Origin of the sequence: Brachybacterium sp. p3-SID957 (genome assembly GCF_025144775.1) — a bacterium.
In the GTDB taxonomy this organism is placed as follows: domain Bacteria; phylum Actinomycetota; class Actinomycetes; order Actinomycetales; family Dermabacteraceae; genus Brachybacterium; species Brachybacterium epidermidis.
Genome location: NZ_JALXKT010000017.1, coordinates 1 through 15,884, shown reverse-complemented (window position 1 = coordinate 15,884; position 15,884 = coordinate 1). Strand labels below are relative to the sequence as shown.

The window sequence follows — 15,884 nt, the reverse complement described above, 5'->3', positions numbered from 1 at the left end:
GCGGGAAGGGGGATGGGCCGAGTACATCCTACGGGAGGACCTGTCGGAATCCTGAGGTCGCGGCACTAGGTCACATCCAGGCTGTGCCGGGACGTGCGCAGTTGCATGGCGGAGCGCTCTGATCTTCGTAGAGTGGTCCCATGGCCCCCACTGCGGACCGGGACCCCGGTGACCGGTTCTCCCCGTCCTTCTCCTCCTCCGACCGCTCCTCCCCGCACTCCTCCCCCGACGCCCTGCACGATGCTGCCGCTCCCGGCACACGCGCCTTTGTCGAGGCCGACCCCCGTCGCGCGGCCCCGGGCACCGCCGTCGACCGCCGCACCCTGCGCACGCAGGTGGTCTCCTTCGCCGCCTGGGACGGCGGCATGAGCGCTTTCAGCTCGGTGATCCTCACCTTCGTGTTCGCCACCTACGTGGCCAGCGCGGTCGCCGCCGAGGGCGCGGTGGGCGAAGAGGCGATCAAGGCGGCACAGGACCACGGCTCCCAGATGTTGACCACCTGGCAGTCGATCGGTGCGGTGGCGGTGGCCCTGCTGGCCCCGCTGCTGGGAAACCTCGCGGATTCCGGGGGTGCCCGCAACGCCCTGCTGCGCATCACCACCCTCGCCACCGTCGTGGTGATCGCGTTGATGCCGATGGTGGCGCTGGACTCGGACTTCCTCATCCTGGGGGCGGTGCTGATCGCCCTGGCGGTCGTGTTCAGCGAGCTGGCCGGGGTGTTCGTGAACTCGGTGCTGCCGGAGATCTCCACCCCCGCCAACCGCGGCCGGGTCTCCGGGACCGCATGGGCGGTGGGCTACTGGGGCTCCATCGTGTGCCTGGCTCTGGTGCTGGTGCTGTTCGTGATGCCGGGGACCGGGCTGCTGGGCATCACCGGGGACGACGGCTGGAACCTGCGCGCCATCCCTGTCTTCGTGGCGATCTGGATCCTGGTGGGCACCCTGCCGCTGATGATCTGGGCACCCCGTCACCACGCCCGCACCCCCGGCGCGCGATGGACCCCGGTGCAGGGGTACGTGAGCATCGCGCGGCACGTGAAGCGGGCCTTCCGCGAGGAGCCCGCGATGCTGCTGTACCTGGTGGCCTCCGCGATCTACCGCGACGGCCTGGGGGCGGTGTTCTCGATCGCCGGCGTGCTGGCGGCCAACGCGTACGGCTTCTCCACCGTCGAAGTGATCATCTTCGGCATCGTCGCGAACCTGGTGGCCGGCATCGGCGTGTTCATGGGCGGCCGGATCGACGACCGGGTGGGCCCGCGACCGGTGATCATCGGCGGCTGCATCGGCATCATCGTGCTGGGCCTGGTGGTGCTGGCGTTCGGCTCCACCGCCGTGTTCTGGGTGGCCGGCCTGGCGATCTGCCTGTTCGTGGGGCCGGTGCAGTCCGCGTCCCGGAACCTTCTCACGCGGCTCTCCCGGCCCGGCCGGGAGACCGAGAACTTCGGCCTGTACGCCACCACCGGCCGGGCGCTGGGCTTCCTGGGCACCGGCGCCTTCGCGCTGACGGTGTGGATCACCGGGGACACCCGCACCGGGATCCTGGGGATCGTGCTGGTGATGGCCCTGGGCCTGCTGGCGTTCTTCCCGATCCCGCTGGGGGCGGCGGGCCGGGCCGCCAAGGCCGACGGCACGCCCGCGAGCGCGGGCTGATCGGACCGGTCGGCCGGCGCCACCACCATGCCGAGCGCGACGGCGAGCCGGTCGCGACTGAACGCGTCGGCGAGCCGGTCGCGCGGATCAGGCGGGTCAGGCCAGATCGTCGGGGTCGACCAGGAAGCCCTCGAGGTCCACGACGTAGCCGCCGACGGTCTCCACCAGCAGCCCGGCGATCAGCCCGATCCGGCGGTACACCCCCGCCCAGCGCTCGGTGGTCTCGGCGTCCGGGGACTCCAGGGAGTCCTCGGTCTCATCGGCCGGAAGGTGCACCAGCTGGTAGTCCACCGCCTCGTCAAGCCAGCTCAGCTGCTGCAGGGCCACCGGGCGCGCGCTGCGACCCACCCGCAGGCTGATCACGTCCTCGCCATCGGCGGGGATCGTGATGCTGTACCCTGCGGCGTCGGCCTCCTCGGGCACCTGGTCCAGCTCGGCCTCGGGCTCCAGCGGTGCCAGCAGCTGGGCCAGGGACTCCGGCGCCAGGGCGTGGGGGCTGACCACGGTGAGGTCTCGCACGTGGTACGGATGCGGCTCCAGGCGCACCCCGGAATCGGTCACGACAGCGCCGTACAGGCGCCGGCCCAGCGACCACACCAGGTCCAGGGCGGAGCGCTCGGTCCCGAAGGGCAGGCCCTCCGGGAAGGCGCGGGCATACCCGTGGGAGTCGCCCAGGCCCTCGGGGGCCGGGTCCTCCCGCACCCGGGTCACCTCCAGGTCCCAGCGGCCGGCACCGCGCGGGCCCCTGTCGGGAACGAGCCGGGCGTCCTGCCCCAGGTCGATGCTGCCGTCGTCCTCGAGGACGGCATGGGGGCGCAGGTTGCGCACCATGGCGTACACGTCGGCCGGATCGGTGTCGCGGGGGAGCTGGACGCGGTGGGAGGTGAGATCGGTGCTCATGCCTGCTCGTCCTCCACGGGGATCCGGGTGCGATGGAAGTTCAGGGCCGAGCGCGAGGGGGTGGGGCCGCGCTGACCGAGGTAGCGGTTGAGGTTCCCCTCGCTGCCGTAGGGGCGCTCCGCCGCGCTGGAGAGCTGGAAGAAGCACAGCTGGCCGATCTTCATTCCCGGCCACAGGGCCACCGGCAGGGTGGCCATGTTGGACAGCTCCAGGGTGATGTGGCCCTGGAAGCCGGGATCGATGAAGCCTGCGGTGGAATGGGTGAGCAGCCCCAGGCGGCCCAGGGAGCTCTTGCCCTCCAGGCGGGCTGCGATGTCATCGGGCAGGGTGATCTGCTCGTAGGTGGAGGCGAGCACGAACTCCCCGGGGTGCAGCATGTACGCCTCCTCGGGATCCACGGCGATCTCGCGGGTGAGCTCGGCCTGCTCCGTGGCCGGGTCGATCATGGCGTACTTGTGGTTGTCGAAGACGCGGAAGAAGCGATCGATGCGCACGTCCACGGAGGCGGGCTGGACCATGGAGGCGTCGAAGGGCTCCAGCCGCACGCGCTCGGCCTCGATCTGGGCACGGATGTCACGATCACTCAGCAGCACGAGCCCAGCCTAGCCCCGGATTCCGGGAACGTCAGGGGAGAGTCCACTGCCGCCCATGTTCAGGGAGCACCCCGCGATGGGGTTATGATGGACGGCGTTCGCGGGTGTAGTTCAATGGTAGAACTTCAGCTTCCCAAGCTGACAGCGCGGGTTCGATTCCCGTCACCCGCTCTCGTGTCCTGGGTCGCGACATCGTTGGCAGACTATGTCGCGACTCAGTTCTTTCCATGGGGCTCGTCTTTCCATGGGGCTCGCTGACTGCGTGAACTGAGCGGGGCCACAGGACCCGGGACCGGAGGGCTCCGGACCTCTGTGCGCGGGACTTTCAGGGTTCCGACGCCGATATGTCACGGTGTAATAATGTGCCATGCCCAAGATCATCGGCGGTTCGCTCGAGGAGCACCGCGAGCGCACACGCGCGAAGATCTTCCAGGCTCTGGACGAGCTGCTGGAGGACCAGACGTTCGAGCAGATCACGTTCTCCTCGATCGCCGGGGCCGCGGGGGTGGGTCGCACCGCGATGTACAACCACTTCCCGGACAAGGACACCCTGCTGGTCGAGTACGCGATGCACGAGACCTCCGGCTACATCGCGCAACTGCAGGCCGGAGTTCAGGCCGCCACCCCGAGGGAGGCGGTGCTGCAGTACGTGCGCACCCAGCTGCAGCTGACGGTCTCCTTCCACATGCCGCACTCGGTCAGCCGCAACCGCCTCACCTCGGAGACGGCGGCCCGCCTGCGGGACCACGTGGTGCTGATCGAGGACGTGCTGCGACGGATCATCCGCGCCGGCATCGACAGCGGTGACTTCGCTGCGGACCTCGACCTCGACGCCACCGTGCGGATCGTCAACGGTCTGCTGATCGGCACGGCACCGGGACGCTTCGATCAGGATGCACTGGAGGCCTTCGTGCTGCGGGGCCTGGGCGTCGAGGCCTGAACCACTCCCCTGACCGGAGCCTCGGGGCCGAATGGTCCTTGACCGGCAGGCCTGATGGGGGCTTCTCGAGCCTTCGAGCCTCGGGGCCGTCGAGGGCCCCGAGCGGCAGGGCCGATGGGGCCCGGCCCGGTCCGGGCGGTCTCAGCGCTTGTCGTCGTCCTCCCAGCTCATCGCGTCCAGCGTGAGCTCGCGGTCGTCCTCATCGCGGCGCGCGAACAGCGGCTTGGAGCTGTCCTCCAGCTCGTCCTCGAGGTCCACCTCGGGTGCGGCGGCCGAGGCCACCCACACCGCAGCGGCGATCACCAGCGCGATGACGGCCACGCCCCAGCGCAGGAACGGGCTGGAGTCGTCGGCCACCATCGACACCAGCGAGGGCACAGCGATGGCGGCAGTCAGCGCACCGACGAGCATCAGGGCGGGCGCCACGGCGCCGATGCTGGAGCGCATCACCCCCGTGAGCACCGCTCCGGAGATCGCACCGGAGTGGCCCCAGGAGCCGGGGCCCCCGTAGCGGCCCGCGGAGATCAGGTCGAGGGCCGAGCGCATCGCGGAGGCCGCGCCATGGGACCACAGCCCCAGGCCCGCTGCGGCCAGCACCAGGCCGGCCACGAAGCCGGGAAGGGCGGCCGGCCCCAGGCCGAAGCCCGCCACCACCGGCATCAGCAGCGCCACCGCCAGCGGCGTCAGCGCGGAGCGTCGCAGCCCGTAGGTCAGGTCATCCAGCAGCACGTGCTCACGGTCGCTGAGCATGGTGGCGCGGGTCTCGACCACTGCAGCGGCGCCTGCCCGTCGGGATACGTCGAGCATCGAGGCGATGACCAGCAGCACGGTCACCACTCCCATGCCGATGCCCGCCAGCAGCGGGAGGGCCTGCGGGGTCAGGGCGTGCAGGGCACGGTCCTCCCAGACCGTGGCGGCCCGAGGGGCCGCCTGCAGAGCGGTGACCACCGGCCCCAGCAGGGGCAGCGCGGCGAGGGCGGCCACCAGCAGCAGAGCGCTGCGCGGACCGGTGCCGGCCGAGGCCGCGGCCTCCCGTGCAGCCGGCTCGGTGCCCGGGTCATCCAGCAGAGCCGGGGCGGCCAGCGAGCCCGCGAAGCCGAGCGTCACCACCAGGGCACCCAGGCCGCTGTACGCGAGCAGGGCCAGGGCCAGGCCCGGCACACCGGCGCTGAGCACGCTGAGCACACCCAGCACGCCCAGCAGCAGCGCCAGGGCGAGCGCGGCGCTCAGAGCGGTGGCGCCGAAGGCCGCGGTGGCACCCAGCGCACCCCCGGTGCGGCTGGTGCGGGCCGCACGCAGCGCGGTCTCGCCGCGGCGGTCGGCCGTGGCATCCAGCAGCAGCAGGGCCAGCAGTGCGGCCAGTGCACCGGCTCCGATCGCGCCGGCGACCACGGCGCTCGGGGACACGGTGTGCAGGGTCAGCACGTCCAGGAAGGCGCCGGCGTCGCGGGAGTCGTCCGTGACGGAGATCCATTGGCCCATGTCCTGGGTGGCCTGTTCGATCTGCGGCACCATCTCCTCTCGCGGCAGCGGCTGGGGGCCGGCCACGGCCGGATCGGTGAACTCACTCATCCCCACGTGGTCGAAGCGCAGGGACTTGTACTGGGTGGGCAGCCACAGCGCGGCCGCGGCCACCGTGAGCGCACCGCTCAGCACGGCGGGGATCAGCCCGCCCATCCGGAGCCCGGTGCGCTCCTGGCCATCATTCATACGATGCGGGATCACCGCGGCGGCGGCCGCGGTGAGCATGGCAGCCCCCAGGCCCAGCAGCACCACCAGGATCCCCTCGCCCGCCAGGACCGGGACGCCGAGCAGGATCCCGCCGGCGGCCAGAGCGGTGGTCAGCAGCACCAGGTCGGCGGCGCGCCCGCCTCCGTGGCGGATGATGCGGGCGGTCAGCAGGTGCTCGGCACCGAGGTTGTCCTCGCCGTCGGGCTCCAGATCGTTCTCGTCCGTGCCCACCAGCACCGCGGAGGCCGCACCCACGGTCTCCAGGGGGGCCGAGCACACCCGCACGGCCAGGGCCCCGATCGCAGCGCCACCAGCCAGGGCCACCAGGGCGCTGCCGGCCTGCTCGCGCAGGAACCACACCGCGATCGCCACCGGCAGCACTCCCAGGGCCAGGGTGCCGGTCACGCTGAGAGCACCCAGGCGACCCAGCAGCGCTTCGCGCCGGCGGGGGCCGATGGACAGCGCGGCGATCTGCAGGGCCACGCCCCGCCAGGCGGCGAGCGGGCCCAGCAGCAGACCGGTCAGGAGCATCGCGGAGCGCAGCAGGCGCTGGTCGGTGGACCCGGGCACCAGGTAGGCCAGCACCAGGGCGGGGATGCCCACCGCGACGGTCACCGACGCGACGGTGGACAGCTGTGCGCCCAGGCGCCGCGCCAGACCGGGATCGGCGGCGAGGTCGCGGAAGTCGGGGTCCGCCACGAGGGCCTCGCCCTGTTCGAGTTCCTCGTCCACGTCCGTTCCTGCGTCGTGAAGGTCCTCGACGTCGGAGTCCCGGTCGTCGGGATCCTCGACGTCGGGATCCTCGACGTCGGGATCCTCGGCGGCGGAGTCCTCGGCGCCGGGGTCCTCACTGCGGCGACGGCCGGTCCTCGCGGCCGGGCGACCCGGTCTGCGCAGGCGGGTGGGGACGATGGCCCCCGCCACCAGGGCGATGATCGAGAGGACCGCGAGGACCAGCAGGGTCACGGCGATGTCGTCCCCGAGGGGGTACTGGGTGATGAGATCCACGAAGGCGCTTCCGTCCGGGGGTGGGGAGAGGCCAGCGGCCCGCGCGGGGCCGATGACGGCAGGTCAGGCGAGCAGGGAGAGGTCCAGATGGTCAGGGCCGCGCTCGACCACGCGGATCGGCACGCCCCAGTCCTGCTGGTGCATGTGGCAGGCGGGGAACTCGACCGCAGGATCGGCGTCGCAGGAGGCGGCGCGGGCGTTGACGTGCAGCACGCCCTCGGTGATCGAGGGGTCCAGCTCCAGCACCCGCTCCAGCTCGGTCCTGGTACCGGCCCCCGCGCGCACCATGCTCGCCGGCGAGGTCGTGATCGACACCTGGGTGGAGGGCCCCATGGAGTCGTCGAGCTTGTGGCCCTCGGGCGGGGTGAACAGCACCCGGATCCGCAGCGGGCCAGGGCCCACCTCGGTCACCGGGCGCTCGGAGCGCTGGGCGCCCTCGTCGATCACGCGCTCGGCGGCCTTGGCCACGGGCACCCAGGTGAGGCGGTGCGTGCCGGACTCCACCACGATCAGCTGCCCGATGCCGTCCACCGGGGGCCCCACCAGGGCGTCGGAGGGCTCTCGCAGGTCGGTGGCGACGGTGACGACGGTGGCGGTGCCGTCCTCGGCGCCGTGCTCGTCGATCACCCGGATGGCGCCGTTGTAGGTGTCGGCCACCGCGATGCGGCCGTCGGGCAGGACGGTCACCCCCAGGGGGTGCTGCAGGCGCGCGGTGGCGGCGGCGCCGTCGACGTGGCCGTAGTCGAACAGGCCCTCCCCCACCAGGGTGCTCACGCGCATGGCCCGCGGGTCCAGCACGCGCACGGCGGAGGTCTCGGAGTCGGCGATCACGAGCCGGCCGTCTGCCATCTCGTCCACGCCGGAGGGCTGGGCCCACCACGAGCCCACCACGGGCCCGTCCACCAGACCCTCCTGGGTGGTGCCGGCGAGCACCGCGAGACCCTGCGTGACCGGGTCGAACATCCACATCTGGTGGATGCCTGCCATGGTGATCACCGCGCGGTTCAGAACGCCGGACCAGGCCAGGTCCCAGGGGGTGGACAGGTCGAAGGTGCGCGGATCGCCCTCACCGCGGGGCAGGGGCCGGCCCTGCATCCACTGGCCGCCGCTGCCGGCGACGGTGACCACCTCGGTGGCGGTGCGGGCCCGCAGCAGGCGGTCCTGCCCCAGCCGCACGCCGCGCAGCAGATGGTTGGCGGTGTCGGCCACCAGCAGGTCGTAGCCGACCTCCGCGGCCACCTCCTCGGGCAGCACCAGCACCCCGTTGGGCTCGGCGAAGCGCACCTGCTCGGCCTCACCGTCGCGATGGCCGCGCACGCCCTCGCCGATCACCTCGTCCACGGTGAGCCCGTCGGCACGGAACACCACCAGGCGGTGCTGGCCCGCGTCGGAGACCACCAGGCGGCCATCGGGGAGGGCCGCGACCTTGGAGGGGTAGCGCAGGGTCTGGGGGGTGCGCTCGGTCAGCACCGTGGGGGCGGGCCCGCGGCGCAGGGAGCCATCGGCCTCGCCCTCGGCGACCAGTCGCTCGATGAGGGCGTCGAGGTTGGCGGCGTGCCCCTCGCCGGAGAGGTTCCCGGCGATGCGGCCGTGCGTGTCCAGCACCATCAGGGTGGGCCAGGCGCGGGCCCCGTACTCGCTCCAGGTGCGAAGCTCCGGATCATCGAGCACGGGGTGAGTGACCTCGTAGCGCTCGATGTTGTCGGCCAGCGCCTCGGGGTCCTTCTCGAACTCGAACTTCGGGGAGTGCACGCCGACCACCACGAGCTCCTGGGACCACTTCTCCTCCAGCGGTCGCAGCTCGTCCAGCACGTGCAGGCAGTTCACGCAGCAGAAGGTCCAGAAGTCCAGCAGCACGATCTTGCCGCGCAGGTCCTCGAGGTCCAGTTCCACCCCGCCGGTGTTGAGCCAGGCACGGCCGCGCAGGGGCGAGCCGTGAGCACGGGCGGTGAGGGGCTGAGAGGGATCGGCCGGTGTGGTCATGGGGCCAGTGAACACCTCAGCGGCGCACCGATGCCAGTCCGCGTGAGATCCGCCGGTCCGCGCGTGCTCACCAGGTGGCGATCCACTCCAGCAGCGCGGGGTCCTCGAGCGTGGTCAGCGCGAGATCCGCCGAGGGCGCCCGGGTGCCGGGGGCGGGAATGACGATCAGGCGCAGTCCGGCATCGCGGGCGGCCCGGGCACCGGTGCCGGAGTCCTCGAAGGCCAGGGCGTGCTGCGGCTCGGCGCCCAGGGCACGGGCAGCGGCCGCGTACATGTCGGGGGCGGGCTTGGGGCTGGCCACGGTGTCGGAGGCCTCCAGCACCGTGAAGTGCTCCCGCAGGCCGCCGGCGGCGAGCTTGCCCTCGAGGGCCTCCAGCCAGGAGTTGGACGCGCAGCCCAGCGGGACCCGGGCGGCGGCTGCCTCCACCGCCGCGGTCGCGCCGGGCATGGTGCGGATGCCGACGGCGAGCTCCCGGTCGAAGGCCTCGTGCAGCTGCGCCAGGACTTCGGGCTCCGGGGCGTCGGCCCGCTCGGCGATGATCTCGGCGGCCACCTCGATGGTGGAGCCGTGCAGGTGCTCGTGGTCCTCAGCCCCCAGGCGGGCACCGACGGTCTCGACCACAGCGGCCTGGGCGCGGTTCCAGATGGACTCGGTGTCCAGCAGCATCCCGTCGCAGTCGAACACGACGGCCTGCGGCGTCCAGTCGCCGAAGGCCTCCCGGAAGCGGTGGATGCCGGTCACCGCGGGTCCTTCCCCGTCCAGCCGGCGATCCAGTCGCGCAGCACCGGGTCCTCCAGAGAGGTGAGGCGGCGCGGCGCGCGGGGGTCCTGCCCAGGCAGGGACGGCACCGCGATCAGCTGCATGCCCGCTCCGAGTGCGGCCTCGGCGCCGGTCTCGGAGTCCTCGAAGGCGAGACAGTCGGCCGGGTCCGCACCGAGCAGACGGGCCGCCTGGACATACATGTCCGGGGCGGGCTTGGGGGCGGCGACGTCCTCCACCGCCACCTGTGCGGTGACGAACTCGGCAAGGCCCAGCTCGTCGATCTTGTGCTGCAGCTCCTCGCGTGGGGAGTTGGAGGCCACGGCCACGGGGACCACCGCAGCGACGGCCCTGACGGTCTCGTACGCCCCGGCCATCGGCACCATGCGGATCTCCTGGCGAGCAGTGCGGTGAGCGAGCAGCAGCTCCTCGGTGACCACGGAGGGGTCCTTGCCGATCAGCTCGGCGATCGCGGCGATCACCACCTCGGCGGCGCGGCCGGTGATGGAGCGGCGGGTCTCCTCGTCGAAGGCGGCGCCGTGGCGGGCCAGGTACTCGTCCTGCAGCGCCACCCAGGCGGCCTCGGTGTTCACCAGCATGCCGTCGCAGTCGAAGACCACGGCTGCGGGCGTCCAGGCGGGGGGCCAGGTGTCCAGCGGGGACGGGGCCAGGGGCGCCGCTCCGGGCTGGTCCGTAGCGGGGGCACCGGCAGGAGAGGCGTCGGTCAGGGCGGAGGGTTCGCTGTGCATGATGCGCCCAGCGTACCCAGCCGCCCTGACCGGGGTGCTCAGCCAGCGGCCCGCGGCCGTTGGACGCGGCTCAGCCGGCGGCGGCCAGGCCCCGCTCCAGATCGGCGAGGATGTCGTCGATGTGCTCGATTCCCACGCTGAGCCGCACGAACCCGGGCTCGATGCCGGCGGCGCGGTGCTCGGCCTCGCTGAGCTGGGAGTGGGTGGTGGAGGCGGGGTGGATCACCAGGGAGCGCACATCGCCGATGTTGGCCACCTGGGAGTGGAGGGTCAGGGCGTCCACGAAGCGCCTGCCGGCGTCGATCCCCCCGGGCAGCACGAAGCCCAGTACGCTGCCGGCGCCGCGCGGCAGGTACCGGTCGGCGAGCTGCTTGTACGGGGAGGAGTCCAGGGAGGCCCAGGTGACGGACTGGACGCGGTCATCGGCCTCGAGGAACTCGGCGACCGCGCGAGCGTTGTCCAGATGGCGGTCCATGCGCAGCGGCAGCGTCTCCAGGCCCTGACCGATCAGGAAGGCGTTGAACGGGGAGATCGCCGGGCCGATGTCCCGCAGCAGGTTGGTGCGGGCACGGGTGGCGAAGGGCGCGGGGACCTGGGAGAACACCAGACCGTTGTAGGACTCGTCGGGCTGGGTGAACTGCGGGTACTTCTGGGCGTGGGCGGTGAAGTCGAAGCTGCCGCCGTCCACGATGACCCCGGCGATCGAGGTGCCGTGGCCGCCCAGGAACTTGGTTGCGGAGTGGACCACCACATCGGCCCCGTGCTCGAGGGGGCGCAGCAGGTAGGGGGTGGCCACCGTGTTGTCCACCACCAGCGGCACCCCCACCTCGTGGGCGACGCCGGCGACGGCCTCGATGTCGAGGATGTCGTGCTTGGGGTTGGGGATGGTCTCGGCGAAGAAGGCACGCGTGGTGTCGTCGGCCGCGGCCCGCCAGGACTCCGGGTCGGTGGGGTCCTCGACCCACTGCGGGGTGATGCCCAGGCGGGACAGGGTGTGCTTGAACAGGTTGAAGGTGCCGCCGTACAGGCTGGGCGAGAGAGCCACCGAGTCCCCGGCCCCGGCGAGGTTCAGGATCGCCAGGGTGATGGCGCTCTGCCCCGAGGCCACCAGCAGGCCTGCGGCACCGCCCTCGAGCGCAGCGATGCGGTCCTCGACGGCGCCCTGGGTGGGGTTGGTGATGCGGGTGTAGATGGGGCCGGCCTCGGCCAGCGCGAAGCGGTCCGCTGCGGACTCGGCGCTGGGGAACACGAAGCTGGTGGTCTGGTGGATCGGCAGGGCGCGCGAGCCGGCCGCGGCATCGGGCTCCTGCCCGGCGTGGATGGCCAGGGTCTCGAACTTCAGGGGCTGCTCGGCCATGGGGTCCTCCTGGGGATCGGTGGGCGCTCGACGGCCGCAGGAGCCAGGGGCCCGCGACGGTCCGTGCGGCCAGGGTGCCGCAGAGCGGGCGCAGCACGGCAGGAACGTGAACGTGTGTGGCAGCCCGGTCACTGCAGAGCCAGGAGCTCTCCCTGCCAGCGACTGCGCAGCCAACGGTCGTGGGAGGCGATCAGCACCGCGCCACCCCACTCCTGAAGTGCGGCCTCGAGCCGGGTGGCGGTGATCAGGGCCAGGTGGTTGGTGGGCTCGTCCAGCACCAGCAGCTCGGGCCCCTCCAGCAGCAGGCCGGCCAGCATCACCCGACGCAGCTGGCCGCGGGAGAGCAGCTCGAGCGGGCGGTCCAGGTCCCGGGGGTGGACCAGTCCGAACAGCTCGGGCACCTCCCGGGAGTCCGGATCGGTCCCTGTCGCCGCGGCGTCAGTACCCTCCTTCGCACTCGCGGCGGCCCCCAGGTGCTGGCGGACGGTACGGCCGGGGATCGCTTCGTCGCCCTGTCCCAGGTACCCGATCCGCAGGCTGCGGGGCCTGGACACGGATCCGGTAGTGGGCTGGAGCCGGCCGGTGAGCACGCCCAGCAGGGTGGACTTCCCGCTCCCGTTCGCTCCGGTGATCAGCAGCTTCTCCCCTGCCGAGAGGGACAGCGAGACGGGATCCAGTCGATCCTCGACCGCGACCTTCGTGGCCGCCAGCAGCACGGTGCCCGCACCGCCCGTGGCGACGGGCAGGCGGGTGAAGTGCAGCTCGGCCGGGGGCTTGTGCACCTGCTCGTCCTCCAGCTGCTCCAGCCGGGCGCGGGCATCCCGCAGGCGGCGGGAGACGGTCTTGGCGTTGCGGTCGGCGTAGAACTTCTTGGATGCCCTGGCCTCGGTGCGGGGCCCGCGACCTGCGTGTCCCACCTGGGCGGCGTCCTTAACGGCCTCTCGTAGGCGGCCCAGCTCGTCCTGCTCACGGCGGAACCGCTGCTCCCACCGCTCTCGGGCGTCCATGCGGGCCAGCAGGTAGTCGCTGAAGCCTCCCGTGTAGGAGGTGAGTCCGCCGACGGGGGTGCGAAGCGGGGTCTCGGCCGGATCGAGGTCCAGCTGTGCGGTGGTGGCGTCGTCGAGGAAGGCACGGTCGTGGCTGGCGATCAACACCGGCCCCGGGTGGGCGCGCACTGCGGCGGCAAGGAAGGCGGCACCGTCGTCGTCGAGGTGGTTGGTGGGCTCGTCCAGCAGCCACGTGGTGGGGCGGGCGATCAGCAGGTGGGCCAGGGCCAGTCGCTCGCGCTGCCCGCCGCTGATCTCCTCGAGCTGGGTGGTGGACGGCACGTCGTCGAGGTGGAGGCCGTGCAGCACGTCCTCAGCGCGTCGGTCGGCGTTCCACACGTCCGCGAGGGTGGCCTCGGCGAGCAGGCGGTCGTACAGCTGGGCGGTCTGAGCGGGGGTCGGGGCTGTGGTGGACCCCGCGGCGGGGCTGCCATGCCGCGCAGGCGCCGACGGGTGCGCCTCATCCGCCGACGGGTGCGCCTCGTCCGCCGACGGGTGCGCCTCGGCCAGGGCCTCCCCTGCCGCGGTGAGCTCGCGTTCCAGTCGCCGCGATCGTGAAAGGGCATCCTCCACCACCTCGGCCAGCGTGGTCGTCCCCGCGAAGGGGAGCTCCTGGTGGAGCAGGCCCACCGGTTTCGGGACGATGACGGTGCCGGAATCGGGGCTCAGCTGCCCGGCCAGGATCCGCAGCAGGGTGGTCTTGCCACTGCCGTTCTCCCCCAGCAACCCCGTGGGCCGGCCGGCGGGCACGACCAGATCGACGTCGGTGAGCACTCGACGATCCGGGTAGGACAGGGATATGCCGTCGGCTCGCAGATGGAGGCCGGAGGCGCCTGCGTCGGCGCGGGCAGCCGGGTTCGAGGTCGACGCGCTGCGGGCGGCGGGGGCGCCTGCCGATGAGGCGGCAGAGGAATGGGAGGGCATGGATCAGCTCCTGGACGCGAAGGTCGGTCGGGTTCGGGGCTGATCAGATGCGCATGCGGTCAGTGTAGTGAGGCGTCGAGGCCGCACACCACCTGTTTTCCACGCCGGGGCCTCGGCATTCCCGTGCCGAGGCTTCGACGTCATGCGCCGCCTCCAGCGCTTCCCCCTCTCCAGCCCAGTACCGGGCGGTCAGCTTCCAGGAGCTGGAACGTACTCGCCCGTAACCGGCTCAGGTCACCAGGCACCAGGCACGGGGCTCCAGGCACCAGGCACCAGCTCACGGCACCTCGCAGGCGCACCCGCGCCGGCTCAGGGCACCCGGCGCGACTCTACGGCGGTGCGGGTGCGCTCCAGTGCCTGGCGGCCCAGGTCCGGTAGGCGCTGGGCGACCGCCACCAGGATGCAGTCGATGACGGTGAGCTGGGCGATGCGCGAAGCAGTCGCACCGGAGCGGAAGGCCGATTCGGTGGCAGCGGTGACCAGGACGTGCTGGGCGCTGCGGGCCAGGGCCGAGGCCGGGGCGTTGGTGATCGCCACGGTGGCCGCGCCGGAGTCGGCTGCGACGCGCAGCGCATCGAGGACATCGGTGGTCTGCCCGGTGTGGGACAGCCCGACGGCCACGTCCCCTTCCTCCAGCAGGGCGGCGGCGGGCAGGCCCTCGTGCACGTCCCGGTGCACGCTGCAGGACAGGCCGATGCGGGTGAGCTTCTGCGCCAGGTCCATGCCTGCCAGGCCCGAGGCCCCCGCACCGAACACGGCGATCCGGCGTGCCCCCGCGATCAGCTCTGCCACGGTGCCCAGCACCGCGGTGTCGAGGGAGCCGGCGGTGTCGCGCACGGCGCGGGCGTCGGCGAAGGCGATCTTGCCGACCACGGTCCCCAGGTCATCAGCAGGGTCGATATCGCTCTCGTAAGCGCTGCCGGAAGTGCGCTCCCGGTGGATCGCGGTCTCCTCCAGCAGGCTGAAGCGGAACTCCCGGTAGCCGCTGTAGCCCAGTTCGTGGGACAGGCGCACCACGGTGGCCTCGGAGCAGGCGGCGGCCTTGGCCAGCGCACTGATGGTCATGCCGCCGGCGGCCTGCGGATCGGCCAGCACGATCTCGGCGATGCGGCGCAGCGCCGGCCGGAGGTCCTCCAGCCGCCCCCGCAGCCGCACCGTGACGGGCCCGCCTCCGTTGCCGGCGGCCGCACCCCCGTTCCGTGCGGCCCCGCCGTCGGTCCCCGCGCTCACCGGCCGTCGTTCTCGGTCAGTGCGGCCACGGCCGAACGGATCCCGGCGGGGTCGCCGTCGCGGGACGGGCCGGCGGGGAAGCGGCCGACGGCCTCGCGTGCCGCCTCGACGTCGACGGGCCCGTGGGCCGAGCCGCTGCCCACGGCGCCGGCACCGGCCAGCAGGGCCACCAGTGCCACGCGCAGCTGCCCGTCGGCCTGCTCGAGGACGTCAGCGGCGTGGTCGGGATCGGCGCCGGTGGCCTGGACCAGCATCCGCACGGTGCGGGCCATGAGCTTGGCGTTGGTGGGGCGCACGTTGATCATCAGGTTGGAGAAGGTGGTCCCCAGGCGCACCATCGTCGCCGTGGACAAGGCGTTCAGGGTGAGCTTCTGGGCGGTCGCGGCCTTCATACGGGTCGAGCCCGTGACCACCTCGGGGCCCACGTCCAGCAGGATCGCGATGTCCACGTCGCCTGCGAGCTGGGCGGCGGGGTTGGCGGCGATGAGCGCGGTGGGAAGGCCCCGCTCGCGAGCGGCCCGCAGGGCACCGCCGACGAAGGGGGTGCGGCCGCTGGCGGCCAGGCCGATCACGACGTCCTCGTCCTCGCACTGCTCGGAGACCACGCGGGCCCCGGCCTCGGGATCGTCCTCGGCTCCCTCGACGGCCCGCATCATGGCGGCGTCGCCACCGGCCAGGTGGGCCGTGACCATGTCGGGGGTGGCGTTGTAGGTGGGCACCAGCTCCACCGCATCCAGCACCCCGAGCCTCCCGGAGGTGCCGGCCCCGACATAGTGGACGGTGCCACCGGCGTCGATCGCGGCCACGCACACCTCGACCAGGCGGGCGATGTCATCGCTGACGGCCTGCACGGCGGCCGCCACCGTGGCGTCCTCGGCGAGGATCCGCTCCACCAGGTCCGATGCCGCCAGGGTGTCGAGGTCCTCGCTGCGCGGATTGCGCTCCTCCGTGGGGGAGACCAGGGAGACCAGGGTCCGCCATGCCTCGCGCTGCGGGATCGGGGTGGTGGCGTCC

Annotated in this window: 12 protein-coding genes and 1 tRNA gene; 3 read left to right on the top strand and 10 right to left on the bottom strand. The window is 72.6% G+C overall.

Annotated elements, in window-relative coordinates; translation table 11 throughout:
- Positions 1–140: 140 nt before the first annotated feature.
- Complete coding sequence (locus tag M3B01_RS05575) at positions 141–1,649, top strand: MFS transporter (RefSeq protein ID WP_259790103.1); 1,509 nt, start codon at positions 141–143, stop codon at positions 1,647–1,649.
- A gap of 96 nt (positions 1,650–1,745) precedes the next feature.
- Here the strand turns inward: M3B01_RS05575 and M3B01_RS05570 are convergent, their stop codons facing one another.
- Both M3B01_RS05570 and dcd read right to left on the bottom strand, forming a co-directional pair.
- Positions 1,746–2,549, bottom strand: a complete 804-nt coding sequence (locus M3B01_RS05570) for a hypothetical protein (protein WP_193865343.1) — start codon at positions 2,547–2,549, stop codon at positions 1,746–1,748.
- Positions 2,546–3,142: a dCTP deaminase gene (gene dcd / locus M3B01_RS05565; RefSeq protein WP_259790101.1), complete on the bottom strand. Its 597-nt coding sequence runs from the start codon at positions 3,140–3,142 to the stop codon at positions 2,546–2,548. Before dcd ends, M3B01_RS05570 begins: the two co-directional genes overlap by 4 nt.
- A 100-nt stretch (positions 3,143–3,242) precedes the next feature.
- Between dcd and M3B01_RS05560 the strand changes: the two genes are divergently transcribed.
- Both M3B01_RS05560 and M3B01_RS05555 read left to right on the top strand, forming a co-directional pair.
- Positions 3,243–3,313, top strand: a tRNA-Gly gene (locus M3B01_RS05560).
- 196 nt (positions 3,314–3,509) lie between these two features.
- Entirely contained in the window at positions 3,510–4,082 is a 573-nt protein-coding gene (locus M3B01_RS05555; RefSeq protein WP_259790098.1) for a TetR/AcrR family transcriptional regulator, read from the top strand.
- 141 nt (positions 4,083–4,223) lie between these two features.
- On the opposite strand, the gene M3B01_RS05550 is transcribed toward M3B01_RS05555, so the two are convergent.
- The 8 genes from M3B01_RS05550 to M3B01_RS05515 all read right to left on the bottom strand — a co-directional run bounded on the left by M3B01_RS05550 (position 4,224) and on the right by M3B01_RS05515 (position 15,868).
- Positions 4,224–6,821 carry a pyrophosphatase gene (locus M3B01_RS05550; protein WP_259790097.1) on the bottom strand — a complete coding sequence of 866 codons (2,598 nt, stop codon included), beginning with the start codon at positions 6,819–6,821 and terminating at the stop codon, positions 4,224–4,226.
- 63 nt (positions 6,822–6,884) lie between these two features.
- Positions 6,885–8,804, bottom strand: coding sequence for a thioredoxin-like domain-containing protein (locus M3B01_RS05545; RefSeq protein ID WP_259790095.1), 1,920 nt, complete (start codon positions 8,802–8,804; stop codon positions 6,885–6,887).
- Positions 8,805–8,871: 67 nt separating this feature from the next.
- Entirely contained in the window at positions 8,872–9,546 is a 675-nt protein-coding gene (locus tag M3B01_RS05540) for an HAD family phosphatase (protein ID WP_259790093.1), read from the bottom strand.
- Entirely contained in the window at positions 9,543–10,313 is a 771-nt protein-coding gene (locus M3B01_RS05535; protein ID WP_259790091.1) for an HAD family phosphatase, read from the bottom strand. Before M3B01_RS05535 ends, M3B01_RS05540 begins: the two co-directional genes overlap by 4 nt.
- Before the next feature lie 70 nt (positions 10,314–10,383).
- Positions 10,384–11,670, bottom strand: coding sequence for an O-acetylhomoserine aminocarboxypropyltransferase/cysteine synthase family protein (locus M3B01_RS05530; RefSeq protein WP_259790090.1), 1,287 nt, complete (start codon positions 11,668–11,670; stop codon positions 10,384–10,386).
- Positions 11,671–11,798: 128 nt separating this feature from the next.
- On the bottom strand, positions 11,799–13,640 hold the full coding sequence (locus M3B01_RS05525; RefSeq protein ID WP_259790089.1) for an ABC-F family ATP-binding cassette domain-containing protein: 1,842 nt from the start codon (positions 13,638–13,640) through the stop codon (positions 11,799–11,801).
- Positions 13,641–13,949: 309 nt separating this feature from the next.
- Positions 13,950–14,870 (bottom strand): MurR/RpiR family transcriptional regulator, encoded by a 921-nt coding sequence (locus tag M3B01_RS05520; RefSeq protein WP_259790087.1) that lies wholly within the window; start codon positions 14,868–14,870, stop codon positions 13,950–13,952.
- Positions 14,867–15,868: an N-acetylmuramic acid 6-phosphate etherase gene (locus M3B01_RS05515; RefSeq protein WP_259790143.1), complete on the bottom strand. Its 1,002-nt coding sequence runs from the start codon at positions 15,866–15,868 to the stop codon at positions 14,867–14,869. Before M3B01_RS05515 ends, M3B01_RS05520 begins: the two co-directional genes overlap by 4 nt.
- Positions 15,869–15,884: the final 16 nt, after the last annotated feature.

Coding starts and splice junctions, on each gene's coding strand:
- M3B01_RS05575 (WP_259790103.1), top strand. CDS start 141: ATGGCCCCCACTGCGGACCGGGACCCCGGTGACCGGTTCTCCCCGTCC.
- M3B01_RS05570 (WP_193865343.1), bottom strand. CDS start 2,549: ATGAGCACCGATCTCACCTCCCACCGCGTCCAGCTCCCCCGCGACACC.
- M3B01_RS05555 (WP_259790098.1), top strand. CDS start 3,510: ATGCCCAAGATCATCGGCGGTTCGCTCGAGGAGCACCGCGAGCGCACA.
- M3B01_RS05545 (WP_259790095.1), bottom strand. CDS start 8,804: ATGACCACACCGGCCGATCCCTCTCAGCCCCTCACCGCCCGTGCTCAC.
- M3B01_RS05535 (WP_259790091.1), bottom strand. CDS start 10,313: ATGCACAGCGAACCCTCCGCCCTGACCGACGCCTCTCCTGCCGGTGCC.
- M3B01_RS05530 (WP_259790090.1), bottom strand. CDS start 11,670: ATGGCCGAGCAGCCCCTGAAGTTCGAGACCCTGGCCATCCACGCCGGG.
- M3B01_RS05525 (WP_259790089.1), bottom strand. CDS start 13,640: ATGCCCTCCCATTCCTCTGCCGCCTCATCGGCAGGCGCCCCCGCCGCC.